The sequence below is a fragment of the Kribbella sp. NBC_01505 genome (genome assembly GCF_045040285.1).
Classification (GTDB): domain Bacteria; phylum Actinomycetota; class Actinomycetes; order Propionibacteriales; family Kribbellaceae; genus Kribbella.
Genome location: NZ_CP109425.1, coordinates 6118927 through 6133525, shown reverse-complemented (window position 1 = coordinate 6133525; position 14599 = coordinate 6118927). Strand labels below are relative to the sequence as shown.

The window sequence follows — 14599 nt, the reverse complement described above, 5'->3', positions numbered from 1 at the left end:
CTTGATGGGGGTAGAGCAGGCACAATGACGGCATGAGTTCAGATGGGCGCACCCGGGACCTGGCGTTGGTCGCGACCTTCGCGGGTCTGGTCGGCGCCATGGGCCTGGTGCCCGCCGTGTCACCGTTCGGGTTCCCGGTGCCGGTCACCGTGCAGACACTGGGCGTGATGATCACCGGCGCCATCCTCGGCGGCCGCCGGGGCGGGTTGTCGATGCTGCTCTTCCTCGGCCTGGTCGCGCTCGGTCTGCCGCTGCTGTCCGGCGGCCGGGGCGGCCTCGCGGTCTTCACCGGAGCGAGCGCCGGGTACGTGGTCGGGTTCCCGGTCGCCGCGTTCGTGATCGGCAGTCTCATCTACCGGTTCGGAGCGCCGTACCGGATGTGGCTGGGGCTGCCGAGCATCGTCTTCGGCGGCATCGTGGTCCTGTACTGCATCGGCATCCCGGTCACCGCCTGGCGCGCGCACCTCGACCTCGGTACGGCGATCACCGGGAGCGCGTTCTTCCTGATCGGTGACAGCGTGAAGGCGGTCATCGCGACGGTCGTGGCCGATGCGGTGCACCGCGCCGTACCGGATCTGCTGCCGCGGCGTCAGTCGTCGAAGCCGCGCGCGATCAAGGCCTCGGCCAGTCCGTCGGCCTGACGGAGTGAACGGACCACGAGCGGTACGGCGAACGCTCGGAGGCTGAAGCCGAGTCCACGCGCGAGTTGAGCGGCGCGGACGTCGCGGGCCAGGTCGTAAACGACTGCGACCGAGCGGATGCCTAGGGCAAGCGTGATGCCGAGGCGCTCCGGATCGACCATCCGCTTGAGCGGTTTGGCACATCGGACGACCAGATCCAGCAGCTCGGTTGTTCTGGTCGTGCTGCTGATCGCGCCCGCGAGGATGAGGAGCGCGGCGAGACTGCCTGCTACGTGGAAGGCGGTCGCCGGCCCGTCGGTCAACCACTGGTAGCCGCCGAGCAGGACGACGATCAGCAGATAGGCCTTCCACTGTTTGATGAGCAACTTGCGTGGGATGCGGGCGATAACTGTGATGGTTGCTGCCAGCAACAGTGCACCGGCGGTCAGCCAGGGGTTGTTGACGACTACGGTCGCGATCGAGACCACGGCCAGGGCGAGCACCTTCGCACCAGCGGGCACGCGGTGGATGATCGACGTACCGGGGGTGTAGATCATCAGGTCGCTCATGACGCCAGACTCCGGTACGCCGCGCGGGCGCGATCGGGCTTGTCGTCGCAGACGAGCCGGCCGTCATCGAAGACGAGCACTCGGTCGAAACCGTCCAGAAGATGCAGGTGATGGGTCACGAGGATCACCTGCAGATCGAGCTGCTCGATCTCGTGCCGGATCCGGCGTTCGTTGCTCAGGTCAAGCAGTGTGGTCGGCTCGTCGAGCACCAGGACCTCGGGCTCGGTGACCACGACGGAAGCCAGAGCGAGCAGCTGCTTCTGCCCACCGGACAACGTGTGCGCGGGACGATCCGCGAGCTGGGTCAGCCCGTAGGTGGTGAGGATGCTGTCGACGCGCTGCTGCATCTCGGACTTGGCGAGACGCAGTCGACGGAGGCCGAAGGCAACATCTTCAGCGACAGTCGGCATCACGATCTGCGAGTCCGGATTCGTGAAGCAGAAGCCTACCTTGCGGCGGATCCGGCGGGCCTGGTTCGCCGTACTGTCCCCGTCCACCCGCACGGTTCCGGCCTCCGGAATCACCAGTCCGTTGATCATCCGCACGAACGTCGACTTGCCCGAACCGTTCCCGCCGACGATGCCGATCCGCCGTTGCTGGAGCGAGACCGTTACGTCCTTGAGGACGGCGGGTCCGTCTCCGAAGGCGTGCGTCACCTCGGCGAACTCGATCAGCGGCATGCTTCGACCAGAATCGCCGTACCCTGACCGCCACCCGCCGCGATCGCGGCCACGCCGTACCGACCGCCGTCTTGGGTGACCAGCTGGCTGAACAACCGCACCGCCAGTACGGCGCCGCTCGCGCCCCATGGATGCCCGAGCGCCAGTGCACCGCCCTGCCGGCAGACGCGTTCGTCGGGTAGCCCGAGGACGTCGCAGCACGCCAGCACCTGCCCGGCGAACGCCTCATTGAACTCCCACACGTCGATCTGGCTGACACTCAAACCAGTTGCCTTAAGCACCCGTTGTACGGCGGGCAACAGTCCGAGACCGGGCAAGGTCGGATCGACCCCGGCCGACGCGGCGGCCAGGACCCGCAGCCCGGGTCCGGTTCGCGACAGCGCGACGACCGCTGCCCCGTCGTTGATGCCACACGAGTTTCCTGCCGTCACGGTTCCGTCCGGCCGGAATACGGGCGGCAGTTTCGCCAGCCGCTGCACGGTGAGCCCACTCCGGATCCGTTCGTCGGTCGACCGGCCGTGCACCGGCACGATCTCTTCATCGAACGCACCGGCGAGCTGGGCAGCCGCAGCCCGTTCATGCGAACGTGCGGCGTACTCGTCCTGTCGATCGCGGGCAATTCCATAGACGTCGGCGAGGAGGTCGGCGGCGGCGCCCATCTCGGGATCCCGACCGGCCGGGGCAAACGGCGCCCGCTCATAACGCACCGGCTCCGCCTCGCCCACCGGCGGCCAGAACCGCCATGGCGCAGTCGACGCACTCTCCAGTCCGCCCGCGAGCACGGTCCCCTGATCGACTCCGGCTGCGGCGATCTGGATAGCGGCGAGGCCGCTTGCGCATTGGCGATCGACCGTGAGCGCCGGGATGCGATCGGGGATCCCAGCCGTCAGCGCAGCCGTGCGGGCGACGTTGCCGCCGGGGCCCATGCAGTTGCCGAGGACAACATCCTCGATCGCGTCGGCCGGGAGCCTGCGGGCAAGCTCAGCCAGTACGGCGGCGCCCAGGTCGGCGGCGGTGACGTCGCGGAAGGCCTTGCCCGCAGTACCGATCGGTGTCCGGAGGGCGTGAGTGATGAACAGGTCAGCCACGCGCCAGCCTCGCTCGGTCGACCTTGCCGCCGGCCATGAGCGGCAACTCGTCGACGACCTGCCAGTGGCGCGGCCGATGTGACGACGGCAGGTGGTCGCGCGCGAACTCGCGCAGGGTCGCGAGATCGGCCGGGTCAACCACTGCGGCCGCCAGCACTTCGCCGAGCACGTCATGCGGTACTCCGAAGACAACCACCGGTCCGCGGGCGACACTCGCCAGCCGCGCCTCCACCTCCGCCAGCACCACGGTCGCTCCCGCCGTCGTGATGGCTCCCGGCCGCCCGAGCACGCGCAACGTCGTACCGGACCAACGTCCGCGGTCGCCGACGGTCGCCCAGCCGTCGGGGTCCGTTCGGAGCGGGCCGGCCGCGGCGTCGTACCCGAGGCAGACATAAGGCGAGCGCACCCAGATCTCGCCGTCGCGCAGGTCGACCTCGACGCCGTCGAACGGTTGGAGGTCGTCGCCATGGTTGCCCGCAGCCACAAAAGACAGTTCGGCCGCTCCGTAGTAGTGCACGACATTCGCGGCCGCTGACCGTTGCTCCAGGCGCGCACCGGCCACGCAGACCAGCACGTCAGGCTTCAGGTCGCCGCCGAGCCGCTCGAGCTGGGCGGGCGTCATACAGGCGTGCGTCGCTTCGTCGGGCTCGGTCGTGATGCGGGCGCCGACCGCGGCCGCGTGGACCGCCGCGAACAGGTTCATCGTGGCGCTCAGCGGCCCCGGAATCCAGACTGATGCGCCGGACCCAACGCCCGTCAGCTCCGAATACGCGGCGAACGAGGCCCACCACGACTCCGGCTCCCGCACGATGAACCGCGGCCGATCCGTCGTCCCCGACGTACCCAACGCGATCGGCAGCCCCCGCTCCCGCGCCTCCAATACCGCGCGCACCGGGTCAGCCGTCTCCAACGGCCGCACCGCCGAAACCGCAAGCTTCACGCTCCGACTCTAGTTCCCGCTGCAGCCCCCGAAGGACAGGAGGTAGTCGTCTACGTATACGCCGCCGCACGCCTGGGCCGAGCCTCGGCCGCCGCGAATCAGCGAATACCACCTGTCCTTGCGCAGGTCACCGGGTCAGGATCGCGATCGGGACGACCAGGTAGAAGAGGTTGATCGCGACCAGGAAGACCCGCTCGGAGATGCCGAAGAAGCGCCGGCGGAGCGGGCGGACGAGCAGGGCGATGACGAGGGCGGCCAGCGAGACCAGGGCGATCCAGCGCAGGACGACCAGCACGGTCAGGTCGAACTCGTCGGTGAAGTGGCTGGTCAGGCTGAAGCTGATCGCGAACCAGGCGATGGCGGCCACGTAGTGGATCCGGCCGATCGCTGTCTGCTGCTGGCCCTCGATGTCAGTCGGGAGGAAGGGCAGTACGACGAAGATGGCGGCCAGGACCAGCAGCCAGATGGTGGCTGATCCGTCGACGGCACCGGCGAGGGCCGCCCAGGCAGCGGCGGTCACCCAGGTGGAGATGGTCGACAGGCGGCGGGTCGGGCCGACAGCGTAGTCACTGACGGCATGCTCGATCGGGTTGTAGTCGCTGCGCATCACGTGCAGAGCGACGAACAGACCGAGGCGGACCAGGAACAGGATGGCGGCAACGACAGCCAACGCGGTACTCATAGGCGCATCTTCCTGCCATGGCCTGAAATTTTGATGACACGGCGCTTACCGTTGCTCATGCGCAGCTTCCGTCCTCTGCCCCTGCTCATCGCCCTCGCCACGACCGTCGCGGTACTGACGGCACCGACAGCCCAGGCCGGAGGCGCCGTGACCGCCTTTTACAACCACGCGTACGGCGTCCTCGACAAGCCGACCGCGGACGCGATCGAGAACTCGGCGTACCTGCGCGAGTTCGCGAACTTCGAGGTCCGGACCACCACCGGCGGTGGACAGACCTGGAAGGGCCGCTATCTGAAGGGCCGCGAGACGTACGTCGAACTCTTCGCGGTCGGCGACCTCCCCGGCCAGGACGCCGAGAAGGGTTCCGCGGCACTGGCGATCTCGACCGACCGCCAGGGCGGCTACCCGAAGATCGTCGAGCGCCTGCGCCGGGCCGGGATCGACCCCTTCGAATACCAGCAGACCCGCGACTTCGGCGACGGCACCCCGCCGATCCCGTGGTTCGACGCGGTCTTCGCCGCAACGGAGTACGACGCCTTCGGAGGCTGGGCGATGGAGTACGAGCCCTCGTACCTCGACGACCCGCGCAGCAAGACCGAGCCCGCCCAGTACGAAGGCGACCTCAGCCGCGAGCGCTACCTCCCGGACGCCTACCGCGACCACCTGATGCGCGACATCACCGGCATCACCTTCGCTGTCACCTCTCGAGACCTGGACCAGACCGTCCCGCTCCTCCGCGCCGGCGGCTTCAAGATCCGCACCACCCCGACCGGCATCATCGCCCAGAGCGACTTCACCACCGTCCGCCTGGACCGAGCAGAGCGCCCCCAAGCCGGCCTCAAACAACTCCAGTTCCGCCTCAACCACCCCACCCCGCGCCACATCGAACACATCGGCACCTCCACCCTGACCGTCGGCCCCGGCCCCCGTGCGGAGTGGAACTTCAGCTGAGGTCGCGCATGAACGCGGTGAGCTCCCCGGCCACCAGCTTGGGCTCCTCGAACGCCATGAAGTGCCCGCCGCAGTCCGGCGCCAGATACCGCCGGATGTCGCTTGCCGCGCGCTCCGCGATCGACCGCGGGAACAGCGGCATGTTCCACTCCTGGCTCTGCGTCACCGCGACCGGTACGGCGATGGTCGGCCGGTCGCCGTTGTGCGAACCGTCGAAGTACGGGCGGAACGACGTACCGATCGAGGCTGTCACCCAGTAGAGCGTGACGATCGTGCAGAGGTCGTCGCGGCTGAACCGGGACTCCAGATCGCCATGGTTGTCACTCCACGCGTGCAGCTTGTCGAGGATGAACGCGGCCAGTCCCGACGGCGAATCCAGCAGCGCGGCGGCCACGGTGTCCGGCCGGGTTCCGATGATGGCGCCGTACCCGCCGTCTTCGTCACCGCGCTCGTCGTCCGAGTCGAGCCACACCTGCTCGGCCTCGGTGATCGGCTCGGACCAGTCGTCCGGGAAGGGGCCGTGGACGACGTGGATGCCGGCGATCTGGTCCGGGTACATGGTCGCGAGCCAGGCGCAGACCGATCCGCCGATGTCACCGCCGAACGCGAAGTAGCGCTCGTAGCCGAGGGTCTGCGTCATCAGGTGATGGAACCGCTCGGCGATCGCCGCCTTCGACGTCGGTCCGTCGATCGGCGTGGACCAGAGGAAGCCAGGTAGCGACGGGATGACCACGTCGACGTCGAGCAGGTCGGCCAGCGGCAGCAGCTCGGCGAAGGTGCTCGGCCAGCCGTGGGTCAACAGGACCGGCGGCCGCGTCGGGTCGCGCCGAATGTGCACGAAGTGGACGCCATCGACGACGTACTGCGGGTAGCCGTTCAGCCGCGCCTCGGCGGCCCGCCAGTCGAACTCGTCGGCCCAGTACGACACGAGCGAGCGCAGGTACTCCGGATCGGTGCCGGCTCCCCAGTCCTTGTCCGTCGGTACGGCGAATCGGGTCCGCCGCAGTCTCGAACGGAGCTCGTCGAGCTCCGCATCGGGTACGGCGATCGTGAACGGGTCCATCGTCTTACTCCTTGTCGGCTTCGCCGCGCACCAACGGGAACGCGTTGAGCTGCAACTGCACCGGACGTGCACCCACAGATGGATTCGTCCGCTGGGCTTCGATCCGACGGCCGATCACGGCATCGATCTCGGCGACAAGCTCGCGCAACTCTTCAGCAGTGAGCCGGGCATTCACCGTGTCGAACGACGCGACGTCAAGCCACTCGCTGCCGAAGACGTCCGCACCACGCTCGCGGAACTCCCGAACGGAATCGTCCCGGCGCCGCATCCACTCCTGATCGATCAGCTCGGTCGCCAACCGCTCAGCGCTGCCTTCCGGCTGCTGATGCGCGTCCGGCAACGTGATCGACCCCGACGGCCGCATCCACCACCGCTCGCGCGCAGTCCCGCGCTCGGTGTCCTCGGCAACCAGTCCGTGCTTCTCCAACTGCCGAAGGTGGTAGCTGGTGGATCCACTCGACTCCCCGAGCCGCTCCCCCAACCCGCTGGCGGTCAGCGGGCCGTACATCGACAGCTCGTCGAGGATCCGCACCCGCAGCGGATGGGCCAGCGCCCGCAAGGCCGCCGTACCCAAGGCCGGTGCCCGGCCCGCGGTGAACTCCATGATGCAAAGCTATCTTTGCAAAGCTTTCTTTGCAAGCCAGGATTCTACCCGGCCAGCAACTTCTCCCGATCGAGCCAGGCCTGCTCCCAGCGACGAGTGAGCGCCGGATAGATGACCAGGTAGCGGAACGGCGCGATCGCGGCCATGTACGCCCGGCCGAACGATCCGTTGGGCTTGACGAGCACAGCCATTCGCAGTTCGAAATCGCCCCCATCCCCCTGCATCCACCCCAGATGCATGAGGGCGTGCACGGTCTTGTTCGCAATCTCGCCGACTGCCTCCCGTTCCAACTCGTAGACGGGCTCCAGTGGCAGTCGATCGTCGTTCAGTCCGGCCGAGGCCGCCGGAAGATCGACCGGCAGGCGATCACGCAGTGACCTGACCCGGCTCCCGAGAACCGGCTTGTCCCAATCGAACAGCGCGCCCAGCTTCCAGCGGAAGGCGAACAGGAACTTCGCCAACCAGGGCTGGTTGTCGATCCCGCCGGCCGCCCGCATCGCCGCGAGCATGACCGGGAAGTCGTCCGGCCCGGCGCCCGGCGTACGGAACGACCACACGTCCTCCAGCGTGAAGTCCTTCGCCAGCTCGTGAACCCGCCAATCCGGCTCGGTATACGCGGTCGCGTCGAGTCGTGCCACGATCCACCCCTCTCATTTGTACGGTGCCGTACAACTTGATCTGTACGCTAACGTACAACTTCCGCATCAGCAATGGAGGAGGACCCGATTCCCGCCGTCGCCCGGACCCCCCGAGCCCGCTGGATCGAAGCCGGCCTGGCCGCCTTGGCCAACGGCGGACCCGACGCCGTCCGGGTAGAGGCGCTGGCCGCCGACCTCGGCGTGACGAAGGGCGGCTTCTACGGGTACTTCGACGGTCGGCCCGCCCTGCTCAACGAGATGCTCGACGAGTGGGAACGCCGCTGCACCCAGGAGGTCCTCACCCTCGTCGAGGCCGCCGGCGGCGACGCCACGACGCGGATCCGGCGCGCCGGCCAACTGACCTTCTCCGAGGAGATCCACCGGATCGATCTGGCCGTCCGAGCCTGGGCCCGCCACGACGACGCCGTCGCGGAACGCCTCCGCCGGATCGACACCGAGCGGATGGACTTCCTGCGCGAGATGTTCGGCTCGTTCATCACCGACCCGGACGAAGTCGAGGCGCGCAGCATCCTCGCGTTCACCCTGGCCATCGGCCGGCATTTCATCGCCTTCGACCACCCCGGCCGCACTCGCATGGAGACGGTCCGCCTGGCCGGGGAGTTCCTGCTCAGTGCGCCTGGAGACCATCCAGCAGGAGCTTGACCAGCCGACGCGGGTCGTAGGCGGTGTCACCACCGCGGCCGATACAAAGGTTGCCGACTCCCCGCATCAGCTCATAAGCCTGTACGTCGGTATCGACCTCACCGGCCTTCGCCGCGGCAGCAAGCAGATCGGTGCAGACCGGCAGCAGACGCTCGAGGAAGTAGCCGTGCAGGGCCTCGAAACCGCTGTTGTCCGACTGCATCGCCCCGGCGAGACCGTGCTTGGTGACCAAGAAGTCGACGAAGAGGTCCATCCACTGCCGCAAGGCCTCGAGCGGCGAGTCCAGCTCGGCCAACAGGCGCGGACCGACCTCCGCGCAGTCCTCGACCTGGCGGCGATAGACAGCCACGATCAGATCCGCCCGGGTCGGGAAGTTGCGGTAGATCGTGCCGGTCCCGACACCGGCCCGCACCGCGATCTCCCGGATCGGCGCATCGACGCCGGACTGCACGAACACCTCAGCGGCCGCGGCCAGCAACTTCTGCTCGTTCCGCAGCGCATCGGACCGCTTGCGACCCGCCTCCACCATCCAAAACTCCTTCTTCCAGAAACCGGAACGACGTCCCACTTGATAAGCGGCACACTGTTCCGTATCGTAAGTGGAACAACGTCCCGCTTACTACTGTAGTGGAGTGTCATGAACCCCGTCATCTCGTACAGCCCCGTGATCCTCACTGTGCCCGGGCGGCCGGTCGACCTGCAGGTCCGCGTCACCGCACCGGCCACCGGCACCGATCTCCCGGTCATCCTGCTGTCGCACGGCCACGGCCACGCGAACAACCTGTCCTCCCTGAACGGCTACGCCCCGATCGCCAACGAATGGGCAGCACGCGGCTTCGTCGTCGTACAGCCGACTCACCTCAGCTCGCGGACCCTCACCACACAGGTCGCCGACGCTCCGGGAGCGCCGTACTTCTGGCGGTCTCGCGCCGAGGGACATGTCGCAGATCCTCGACCAGTTCGACCTCATCGAGAACGCCGTGCCGCAGCTCGCCGGCCGGGTGAACCGCGAGCACGTCGCTGTCGCCGGCCACTCCCTCGGCGGCTTCACCGCGACGCAACTGCTCGGCGCCCGGATCACCGATCCGGAGACCGGAGAAATCGCCGACCTGCTCGAGCCGCGGATCAAGCAGGGCATCGTCTTCGCCGCCCCCGGCCGTGGCGACGTGCTGAACGGCCCGATGGCCGACGCCATCGACTTCGCCCGCACCATCGACTTCAGCACCATGACCACACCGGCCCTGGTGGTCATCGGCGACAAGGACGACTCCCAGCACTTCACCGACCTCGGCCCCGACTGGCACGCCGATCCCTACCTCCTGGCCCCGCCCCCAAAACCCTCCTCACCGTCTTCGGCGCCGAACACCTCCTCGGCGGCATCCAGGGCTACGACGCCGCCGAAACCACCGACGAGAACCCCGAACGAGTCACGGCCATCGCCCGCCTCACCGCCGCCTACCTCCACCCCCACTTCCACCCCGCCGACGCCGCCTGGCAAGAAACCGCACGGGAACTGGCCACCCTCGCCGCCGTCGACTCCAAGCCGACCAGCTAGCCGATCCGCCCATGAGAGGCTGCCGGCATGGATATTCCGTTGGTGGAGAACGATCTGGCGCAGCGCGGGATTCTCGAGGCGGGAGATCTGTCGAAGCCGAACGACGCACCCCGGCGCGCGGTGATGTGCTTCTTCCCGGAGGTCCTGGAGAAGGCCGGCGGACGGATCCACGCCCTGCTGCACACGCACGACAAACGACCGCTGTACGACGTGTTGTGGAAGGGCGAGCGGGTTGCCTGCTTCTTCCCCGGCCTCGGGGCGCCGGCGGCCGTCGCCGCCCTGGAGGAAGCCATCGTGATGGGCTGCCGGGACTTCGTCGCCGTCGGTGGCGCCGGCTCCCTGCTGCCGGAGCTGACCCTCGGCCACGCCGTGATCGCGGATCGCGCGGTGCGCGACGAGGGAACGTCGTACCACTATCTGGAGCCCGGCCGGTACATCGACGCCGATCCGCAGGTGAATGCGGCCATTGAGGCGAGCCTGGCGGCGGCCGAGGTGCCCTTCGTGCGCGGTACGACGTGGACCACCGACGCGATCTTCCGCGAGACCCGGAGCCGGATGGAACGGCGCGTCGCGGAAGGCTGTCTCACCGTGGAGATGGAGGCCGCCGCCTTCTTCGCCGTCGGGCAGTACCGCGGCGTCCGGGTCGGTCAACTCCTCTACGCCGGCGACACCTTGACCGGCGACGAATGGGACAGTCGCGACTGGACCCGGGCAGCCGACCTCCGCACCTCCCTGTTCGAGATCGCCCTCGACGCCGCGGTCGCCGTACCGGCGGATGCCTGACCCAGGACAGGATCAGCACCGGGGGACGACAAGTTCCTGACATTCGGTCGGCATCGTGGGGGATATGACGACCAGGAGACTGTTGCGGTGGGCACCGATGGTGCTGGTGGTGGTGCTGGCGACCGGGTGTGCGGGCTCGAAGGCGGACACGCAGGCACAGACCGGTAAGGGACCGGATATCGCCAGCTTGGAGACGCCGACGCCGGGGAAGAGCACGACGACGAAGGCGAAGCCGAAGGACCCGGATGCGGGTCGCCCGCGGGAGCGGATCGACATGACGGAGGCGGATCGCAAGCGGCAGTACGCGCCGTACCTGCAATGCCTGAAGGACAATGGGATCGACGCCCTCGCGGAGCGCAAGCAGGCGGGCGTGTTGGGCGACGGGCCGACCACGGACCCGAAGAAGGCCAAGGAGGCCGGCAAGGTCTGCGAACCGAAACTTCCGTTGCCTGCTTGGGAGATCGACGCCAACAACCCCGACGCGCTGGACTTCGGCCGCAAGGTCGTGCAGTGCCTGAAGGACAAGGGCGTCAAGTACGTCGAGCTGTCCACCGACACGTCGTCCGGCATCGTCGGCCCGTCGCTCGGCGGGAAGAACAACGACATGCAGTCCATCACCAAAGGTATGGACCTGATGCCGGAGTGCCAGCGCGAGGTGGCCGGCAAGTGAGCTCGCGGCGACGTGTGGTCCTGCGCCTTCCGGTATTGGCCGTAGTTGCGCTGGCTGTGGTGGCCGGCGGCGGTCTGGCCGGGTTCCGGTACCTCGATCGTCCGGAGAAGGCGGTCGCGGCCGACGGACCCGATCCGGCCCAGACGGTGGAGATCACCCGGACCGACCTGTCCCAGGCCAAGGAGGTCGGCGGTCAACTCGGGTACGGCGGGAGTTCGACCGTCAAGAGTCACTCCACCGGCACGATCACGTGGTTGCCAAAGGCAAACACGGTGGTGGATCGCGGGGAGGTGCTGTTCCGGGTGGACAACAAGCCGGTGACGCTGTTCTTCGGATCTACCCCGCTCTTCCGCACCGTCGGCAAGACACCTGCAAGTCCGCCCGCACCGCCAGCCAGCCCACCAGCCACCCCGCCTGCTGGCCCGCCGCCGAGCACGCCGCCTGCCAACGACAAACCACTCGAAGGCCCGGACATCCGCGTCGTCAAGGAGAACCTGACCGCCCTCGGATTCTTGCCGAAGACAACGACCGACAAGCTCACCTCCGCCACCACCAAGGCGATCAAAGACTGGCAGAAGTCTCTCGACCAGGAGCCGACCGGCGTGATCGACCCGGCCTCGGTCGTGGTCCTTCCGGGCGCTGTCCGGATCGATGCCCTCAAGGCCGCCCTCGGCGACCCGGCCGCGGCCGACCTCCTCGGCGTGACCGCGACCGACAAGGTCGTCACGCTGCCCTTCGACGCGGATGCCGCCGACGGCATCAAGGCCGGCGTCAAGGTGAAGCTCGCGCTACCGAACGGCAAGAACGCCGCCGGCACGATCCGCACTGTCAGCACCGATGCCACGCCGCCGGCCGACGGCGACAAACCGTCCGACGGCAACAAGAAGCCGCAGCTGATCGCCACGATCACGCTCGACCAGCAGTCCGCGAGCAAGGGTGTCGACGCCGGCCCCGTCCAGGTCACTGTCCCGGGTCCCACGCGGAAGGACGTCCTCGTCGTACCGGTGGCTGCGCTGCTTGCTCTGCGCGAAGGCGGGTACGCCGTCCAGGTGGTGAACGGTACGACGACCTCGCTGGTCGGCGTGCAGACCGGAATGTTTGCCGACGGCAACGTCGAGATCACCGGGACCGGCCTGGAGGCCGGCCTCAAGGTGGTGACCACCTCGTGACCGCGGTCGTCGAGCTCACCCACGCGGTGAAGGAGTACCCCGGCGGCGTCCGGGCGCTGGACGACGTCTCGCTGAGCATCGAGCAGGGCGAACTCGTCGCGATCGTCGGCCCCTCCGGCTCCGGCAAGTCGACACTGCTCAACCTGATGGGCACGCTCGATCGGCCGACGGCGGGCACGGTCGCGATCAGCGGCCACGATGTCGCAAGCCTCTCCGATCGTGAACTGTCCGCACTCCGCGGACGCTCGATCGGGTTCGTCTTCCAGCAGTTCCACCTCTCCGACGGCCACACCGCCACCGAGAACGTGGCCACCGGCCTCCTGTACGCCGGTACGCCGCGCCGCGCCCGGAAGCCGTTGGCGTTGGAAGCACTCGCCAAAGTCGGTCTCTCCCATCGAGCCGGCCACCACCCGCACCAGCTCTCCGGCGGCGAACGCCAACGGGTCGCCATCGCACGAGCCCTGGTCAACAACCCCTCGGTCGTCCTGGCCGACGAGCCGACCGGTGCCCTCGATACCGCCAACGGTCTAGCCGTCCTCAACCTGCTGACAGCACTCCACGCAGCCGGTACGACGATCGCCGTGATCACGCACGACCGGGATATCGCCGCCCAACTCCCCCGCCAACTGGAGATGCGCGACGGCCAACTGGTGACCGCATGAGCAAGCTCACCCAGCCGGTCCGACTGGCGTTCTCCGACCTTCTGCTCCTGGGCCTCACCAGGGTTCGCACCAGACCGTTGCGGGCGGCGCTGTCCGCGCTCGGCATCTCGATCGGGATCGCCACGATGATCGTGGTGACCGGGATTCCCGCCTCCAGCCAACAGGCAGTGCTCGACGAGTTGTCCACGCTCGGACCGGACCTGCTCCGGGCGGCCGCCGTACCGGATGCGACGGACAAGACTGGTGCCCCAGCTGGATTGCCGGTCGAGGCGGTCGGCATGGCGGAACGGATCGGCCCGGTGAAGGACGTCAGCGGGGTGGCCAACGTTCACGTGAGCGTACGGCGTTCGGACAAGATCGACGCGACCACCAACAGCAGCGGGATCACGGTGCTGGCCGGGACACCGAACCTCCTCGACCTGCTCAGCGCCAAGATGTACTCCGGGAAGTTCCTCTCCCCCGCGACCGACAAGTTCCCCACCGTCGTGCTCGGCTCGAAAGCCGCCACCTGGTTGGGGATCACGAGCCTGCCGGCCGGCCAGCCGCTGCCGCGGATCCTGCTCAACGACACCTGGTTCACGGTGATCGGCGTACTCGCCAACTCGCCACTGGCACCGGATATTGAGCAGTCGGTACTAATCGGTTGGGATGCCGCCAAAACCACGCTCGGCTTCGATGGTCGGCCGTCCGTGGTCTATGTCCGGTCGACCGATACCGCGGTCGAGGACGTCCGCGCCGTACTCGGCCGCACACTCAGCCCGGAACAACCCGGCCTGGTGCAGATCAGCCGGCCGTCGGAGGCACTCGCGGCGAAACGCATCACGCAGAACGCTTTCTCAACCTTGTTTCTCGGACTAGCAGGCGTCGCACTGCTCGTCGGTGGCATCGGGGTCGCGAACACGATGGTCATCTCTGTCCTCGAACGCCGCCGCGAGATCGGGCTGCGCCGTGCGCTCGGCGCCAACCGCCGGCAGATCCGTGGCCAGTTCCTGACCGAGTCCGTCGTACTGTGCGCGGTCGGTGGCCTGATGGGCGCCGTACTCGGCGTGATCGGTGTCATCGGGTACGCCGGTTCCCAGGACTGGCCAGTGGTCATCCCGGCGTCGGCCCTGCTGACCGGATTGGCCGCGTCCATCTCCGTCGGCGTACTGGCCGGGGTCTATCCCGCCGTCCGCGCATCGTTGCTCACGCCAACGGAAGCGCTGGCATCCGACTAGGCCGAATTGTCAGGAAGGTGTCCTGGTGCGGGCAGCATCACCCGT

General features: G+C 68.1%; 18 protein-coding genes. 9 read left to right on the top strand and 9 right to left on the bottom strand.

Features of this window, described 5'->3' with window-relative positions; all coding sequences use genetic code 11:
- Positions 1–32: 32 nt before the first annotated feature.
- Complete coding sequence (locus OG474_RS28970) at positions 33–641, top strand: biotin transporter BioY (RefSeq protein ID WP_405056753.1); 609 nt, start codon at positions 33–35, stop codon at positions 639–641.
- Here OG474_RS28970 and OG474_RS28965 read toward each other — a convergent pair.
- The 5 genes from OG474_RS28965 to OG474_RS28945 form a co-directional block, all read right to left on the bottom strand.
- Positions 590–1189: an energy-coupling factor transporter transmembrane component T family protein gene (locus tag OG474_RS28965; RefSeq protein ID WP_405056752.1), complete on the bottom strand. Its 600-nt coding sequence runs from the start codon at positions 1187–1189 to the stop codon at positions 590–592. The two genes, OG474_RS28970 and OG474_RS28965, sit on opposite strands and share 52 nt — an antisense overlap.
- Positions 1186–1869 (bottom strand): energy-coupling factor ABC transporter ATP-binding protein, encoded by a 684-nt coding sequence (locus tag OG474_RS28960; protein WP_405056751.1) that lies wholly within the window; start codon positions 1867–1869, stop codon positions 1186–1188. The genes OG474_RS28965 and OG474_RS28960 overlap by 4 nt, the downstream gene beginning before the upstream one ends.
- Complete coding sequence (locus OG474_RS28955) at positions 1860–2957, bottom strand: thiolase family protein (protein ID WP_405056750.1); 1098 nt, start codon at positions 2955–2957, stop codon at positions 1860–1862. Before OG474_RS28955 ends, OG474_RS28960 begins: the two co-directional genes overlap by 10 nt.
- Positions 2950–3897, bottom strand: coding sequence for an AMP-binding enzyme (locus OG474_RS28950; RefSeq protein WP_405056749.1), 948 nt, complete (start codon positions 3895–3897; stop codon positions 2950–2952). The genes OG474_RS28955 and OG474_RS28950 overlap by 8 nt, the downstream gene beginning before the upstream one ends.
- Positions 3898–4024: 127 nt before the next feature.
- Positions 4025–4579, bottom strand: a complete 555-nt coding sequence (locus OG474_RS28945; RefSeq protein ID WP_405056748.1) for a DUF998 domain-containing protein — start codon at positions 4577–4579, stop codon at positions 4025–4027.
- A gap of 57 nt (positions 4580–4636) precedes the next feature.
- On the opposite strand from OG474_RS28945, the gene OG474_RS28940 reads away from it, so the two are divergent.
- A complete protein-coding gene (locus OG474_RS28940; RefSeq protein WP_405056747.1) occupies positions 4637–5530 on the top strand; it encodes a DUF5829 family protein in 894 nt (297 codons plus the stop codon).
- Here the strand turns inward: OG474_RS28940 and OG474_RS28935 are convergent.
- From OG474_RS28935 to OG474_RS28925, 3 genes are read right to left on the bottom strand one after another with little or no spacing between them, the layout of a single operon-like run.
- Positions 5523–6593 (bottom strand): epoxide hydrolase family protein, encoded by a 1071-nt coding sequence (locus tag OG474_RS28935; protein ID WP_405056746.1) that lies wholly within the window; start codon positions 6591–6593, stop codon positions 5523–5525. The two genes, OG474_RS28940 and OG474_RS28935, sit on opposite strands and share 8 nt — an antisense overlap.
- Before the next feature lie 4 nt (positions 6594–6597).
- The gene (locus OG474_RS28930) at positions 6598–7197 is read right to left on the bottom strand and encodes a helix-turn-helix domain-containing protein (protein ID WP_405056745.1); all 600 of its coding nucleotides are present in this window, start codon (positions 7195–7197) and stop codon (positions 6598–6600) included.
- Positions 7198–7241: 44 nt separating this feature from the next.
- On the bottom strand, positions 7242–7835 hold the full coding sequence (locus OG474_RS28925) for a DUF2867 domain-containing protein (protein WP_405056744.1): 594 nt from the start codon (positions 7833–7835) through the stop codon (positions 7242–7244).
- Between the two features lie 72 nt (positions 7836–7907).
- Between OG474_RS28925 and OG474_RS28920 the strand changes: the two genes are divergently transcribed.
- Positions 7908–8498, top strand: a complete 591-nt coding sequence (locus OG474_RS28920) for a TetR/AcrR family transcriptional regulator (RefSeq protein ID WP_405056743.1) — start codon at positions 7908–7910, stop codon at positions 8496–8498.
- Here OG474_RS28920 and OG474_RS28915 read toward each other — a convergent pair.
- Positions 8464–9027 (bottom strand): TetR/AcrR family transcriptional regulator, encoded by a 564-nt coding sequence (locus OG474_RS28915; RefSeq protein WP_405056742.1) that lies wholly within the window; start codon positions 9025–9027, stop codon positions 8464–8466. The two genes, OG474_RS28920 and OG474_RS28915, sit on opposite strands and share 35 nt — an antisense overlap.
- 409 nt (positions 9028–9436) lie before the next feature.
- Here OG474_RS28915 and OG474_RS28910 point away from each other — a divergent pair, with 409 nt between their 5' ends.
- The 6 genes from OG474_RS28910 to OG474_RS28885 all read left to right on the top strand — a co-directional run bounded on the left by OG474_RS28910 (position 9437) and on the right by OG474_RS28885 (position 14554).
- On the top strand, positions 9437–10177 hold the full coding sequence (locus OG474_RS28910) for an alpha/beta hydrolase family protein (protein WP_405056741.1): 741 nt from the start codon (positions 9437–9439) through the stop codon (positions 10175–10177).
- A complete protein-coding gene (locus OG474_RS28905; RefSeq protein ID WP_405056740.1) occupies positions 10081–10836 on the top strand; it encodes a nucleoside phosphorylase in 756 nt (251 codons plus the stop codon). The genes OG474_RS28910 and OG474_RS28905 overlap by 97 nt, the downstream gene beginning before the upstream one ends.
- Positions 10837–10900: 64 nt before the next feature.
- Positions 10901–11506 (top strand): hypothetical protein, encoded by a 606-nt coding sequence (locus OG474_RS28900; RefSeq protein ID WP_405056739.1) that lies wholly within the window; start codon positions 10901–10903, stop codon positions 11504–11506.
- A complete protein-coding gene (locus tag OG474_RS28895; RefSeq protein ID WP_405056738.1) occupies positions 11503–12675 on the top strand; it encodes a peptidoglycan-binding protein in 1173 nt (390 codons plus the stop codon). The genes OG474_RS28900 and OG474_RS28895 overlap by 4 nt, the downstream gene beginning before the upstream one ends.
- Positions 12672–13337 carry an ABC transporter ATP-binding protein gene (locus tag OG474_RS28890; RefSeq protein WP_405056737.1) on the top strand — a complete coding sequence of 222 codons (666 nt, stop codon included), beginning with the start codon at positions 12672–12674 and terminating at the stop codon, positions 13335–13337. The genes OG474_RS28895 and OG474_RS28890 overlap by 4 nt, the downstream gene beginning before the upstream one ends.
- Positions 13334–14554, top strand: coding sequence for an ABC transporter permease (locus tag OG474_RS28885; RefSeq protein ID WP_405056736.1), 1221 nt, complete (start codon positions 13334–13336; stop codon positions 14552–14554). Before OG474_RS28890 ends, OG474_RS28885 begins: the two co-directional genes overlap by 4 nt.
- Positions 14555–14599 lie beyond the last annotated feature (45 nt).

Coding starts and splice junctions, on each gene's coding strand:
- OG474_RS28965 (WP_405056752.1), bottom strand. CDS start 1,189: ATGAGCGACCTGATGATCTACACCCCCGGTACGTCGATCATCCACCGC.
- OG474_RS28940 (WP_405056747.1), top strand. CDS start 4,637: ATGCGCAGCTTCCGTCCTCTGCCCCTGCTCATCGCCCTCGCCACGACC.
- OG474_RS28920 (WP_405056743.1), top strand. CDS start 7,908: ATGGAGGAGGACCCGATTCCCGCCGTCGCCCGGACCCCCCGAGCCCGC.
- OG474_RS28885 (WP_405056736.1), top strand. CDS start 13,334: ATGAGCAAGCTCACCCAGCCGGTCCGACTGGCGTTCTCCGACCTTCTG.
- OG474_RS28900 (WP_405056739.1), top strand. CDS start 10,901: ATGACGACCAGGAGACTGTTGCGGTGGGCACCGATGGTGCTGGTGGTG.
- OG474_RS28915 (WP_405056742.1), bottom strand. CDS start 9,027: ATGGTGGAGGCGGGTCGCAAGCGGTCCGATGCGCTGCGGAACGAGCAG.
- OG474_RS28945 (WP_405056748.1), bottom strand. CDS start 4,579: ATGAGTACCGCGTTGGCTGTCGTTGCCGCCATCCTGTTCCTGGTCCGC.
- OG474_RS28970 (WP_405056753.1), top strand. CDS start 33: ATGAGTTCAGATGGGCGCACCCGGGACCTGGCGTTGGTCGCGACCTTC.
- OG474_RS28930 (WP_405056745.1), bottom strand. CDS start 7,197: ATGGAGTTCACCGCGGGCCGGGCACCGGCCTTGGGTACGGCGGCCTTG.
- OG474_RS28905 (WP_405056740.1), top strand. CDS start 10,081: ATGGATATTCCGTTGGTGGAGAACGATCTGGCGCAGCGCGGGATTCTC.
- OG474_RS28960 (WP_405056751.1), bottom strand. CDS start 1,869: ATGCCGCTGATCGAGTTCGCCGAGGTGACGCACGCCTTCGGAGACGGA.
- OG474_RS28935 (WP_405056746.1), bottom strand. CDS start 6,593: ATGGACCCGTTCACGATCGCCGTACCCGATGCGGAGCTCGACGAGCTC.
- OG474_RS28910 (WP_405056741.1), top strand. CDS start 9,437: ATGTCGCAGATCCTCGACCAGTTCGACCTCATCGAGAACGCCGTGCCG.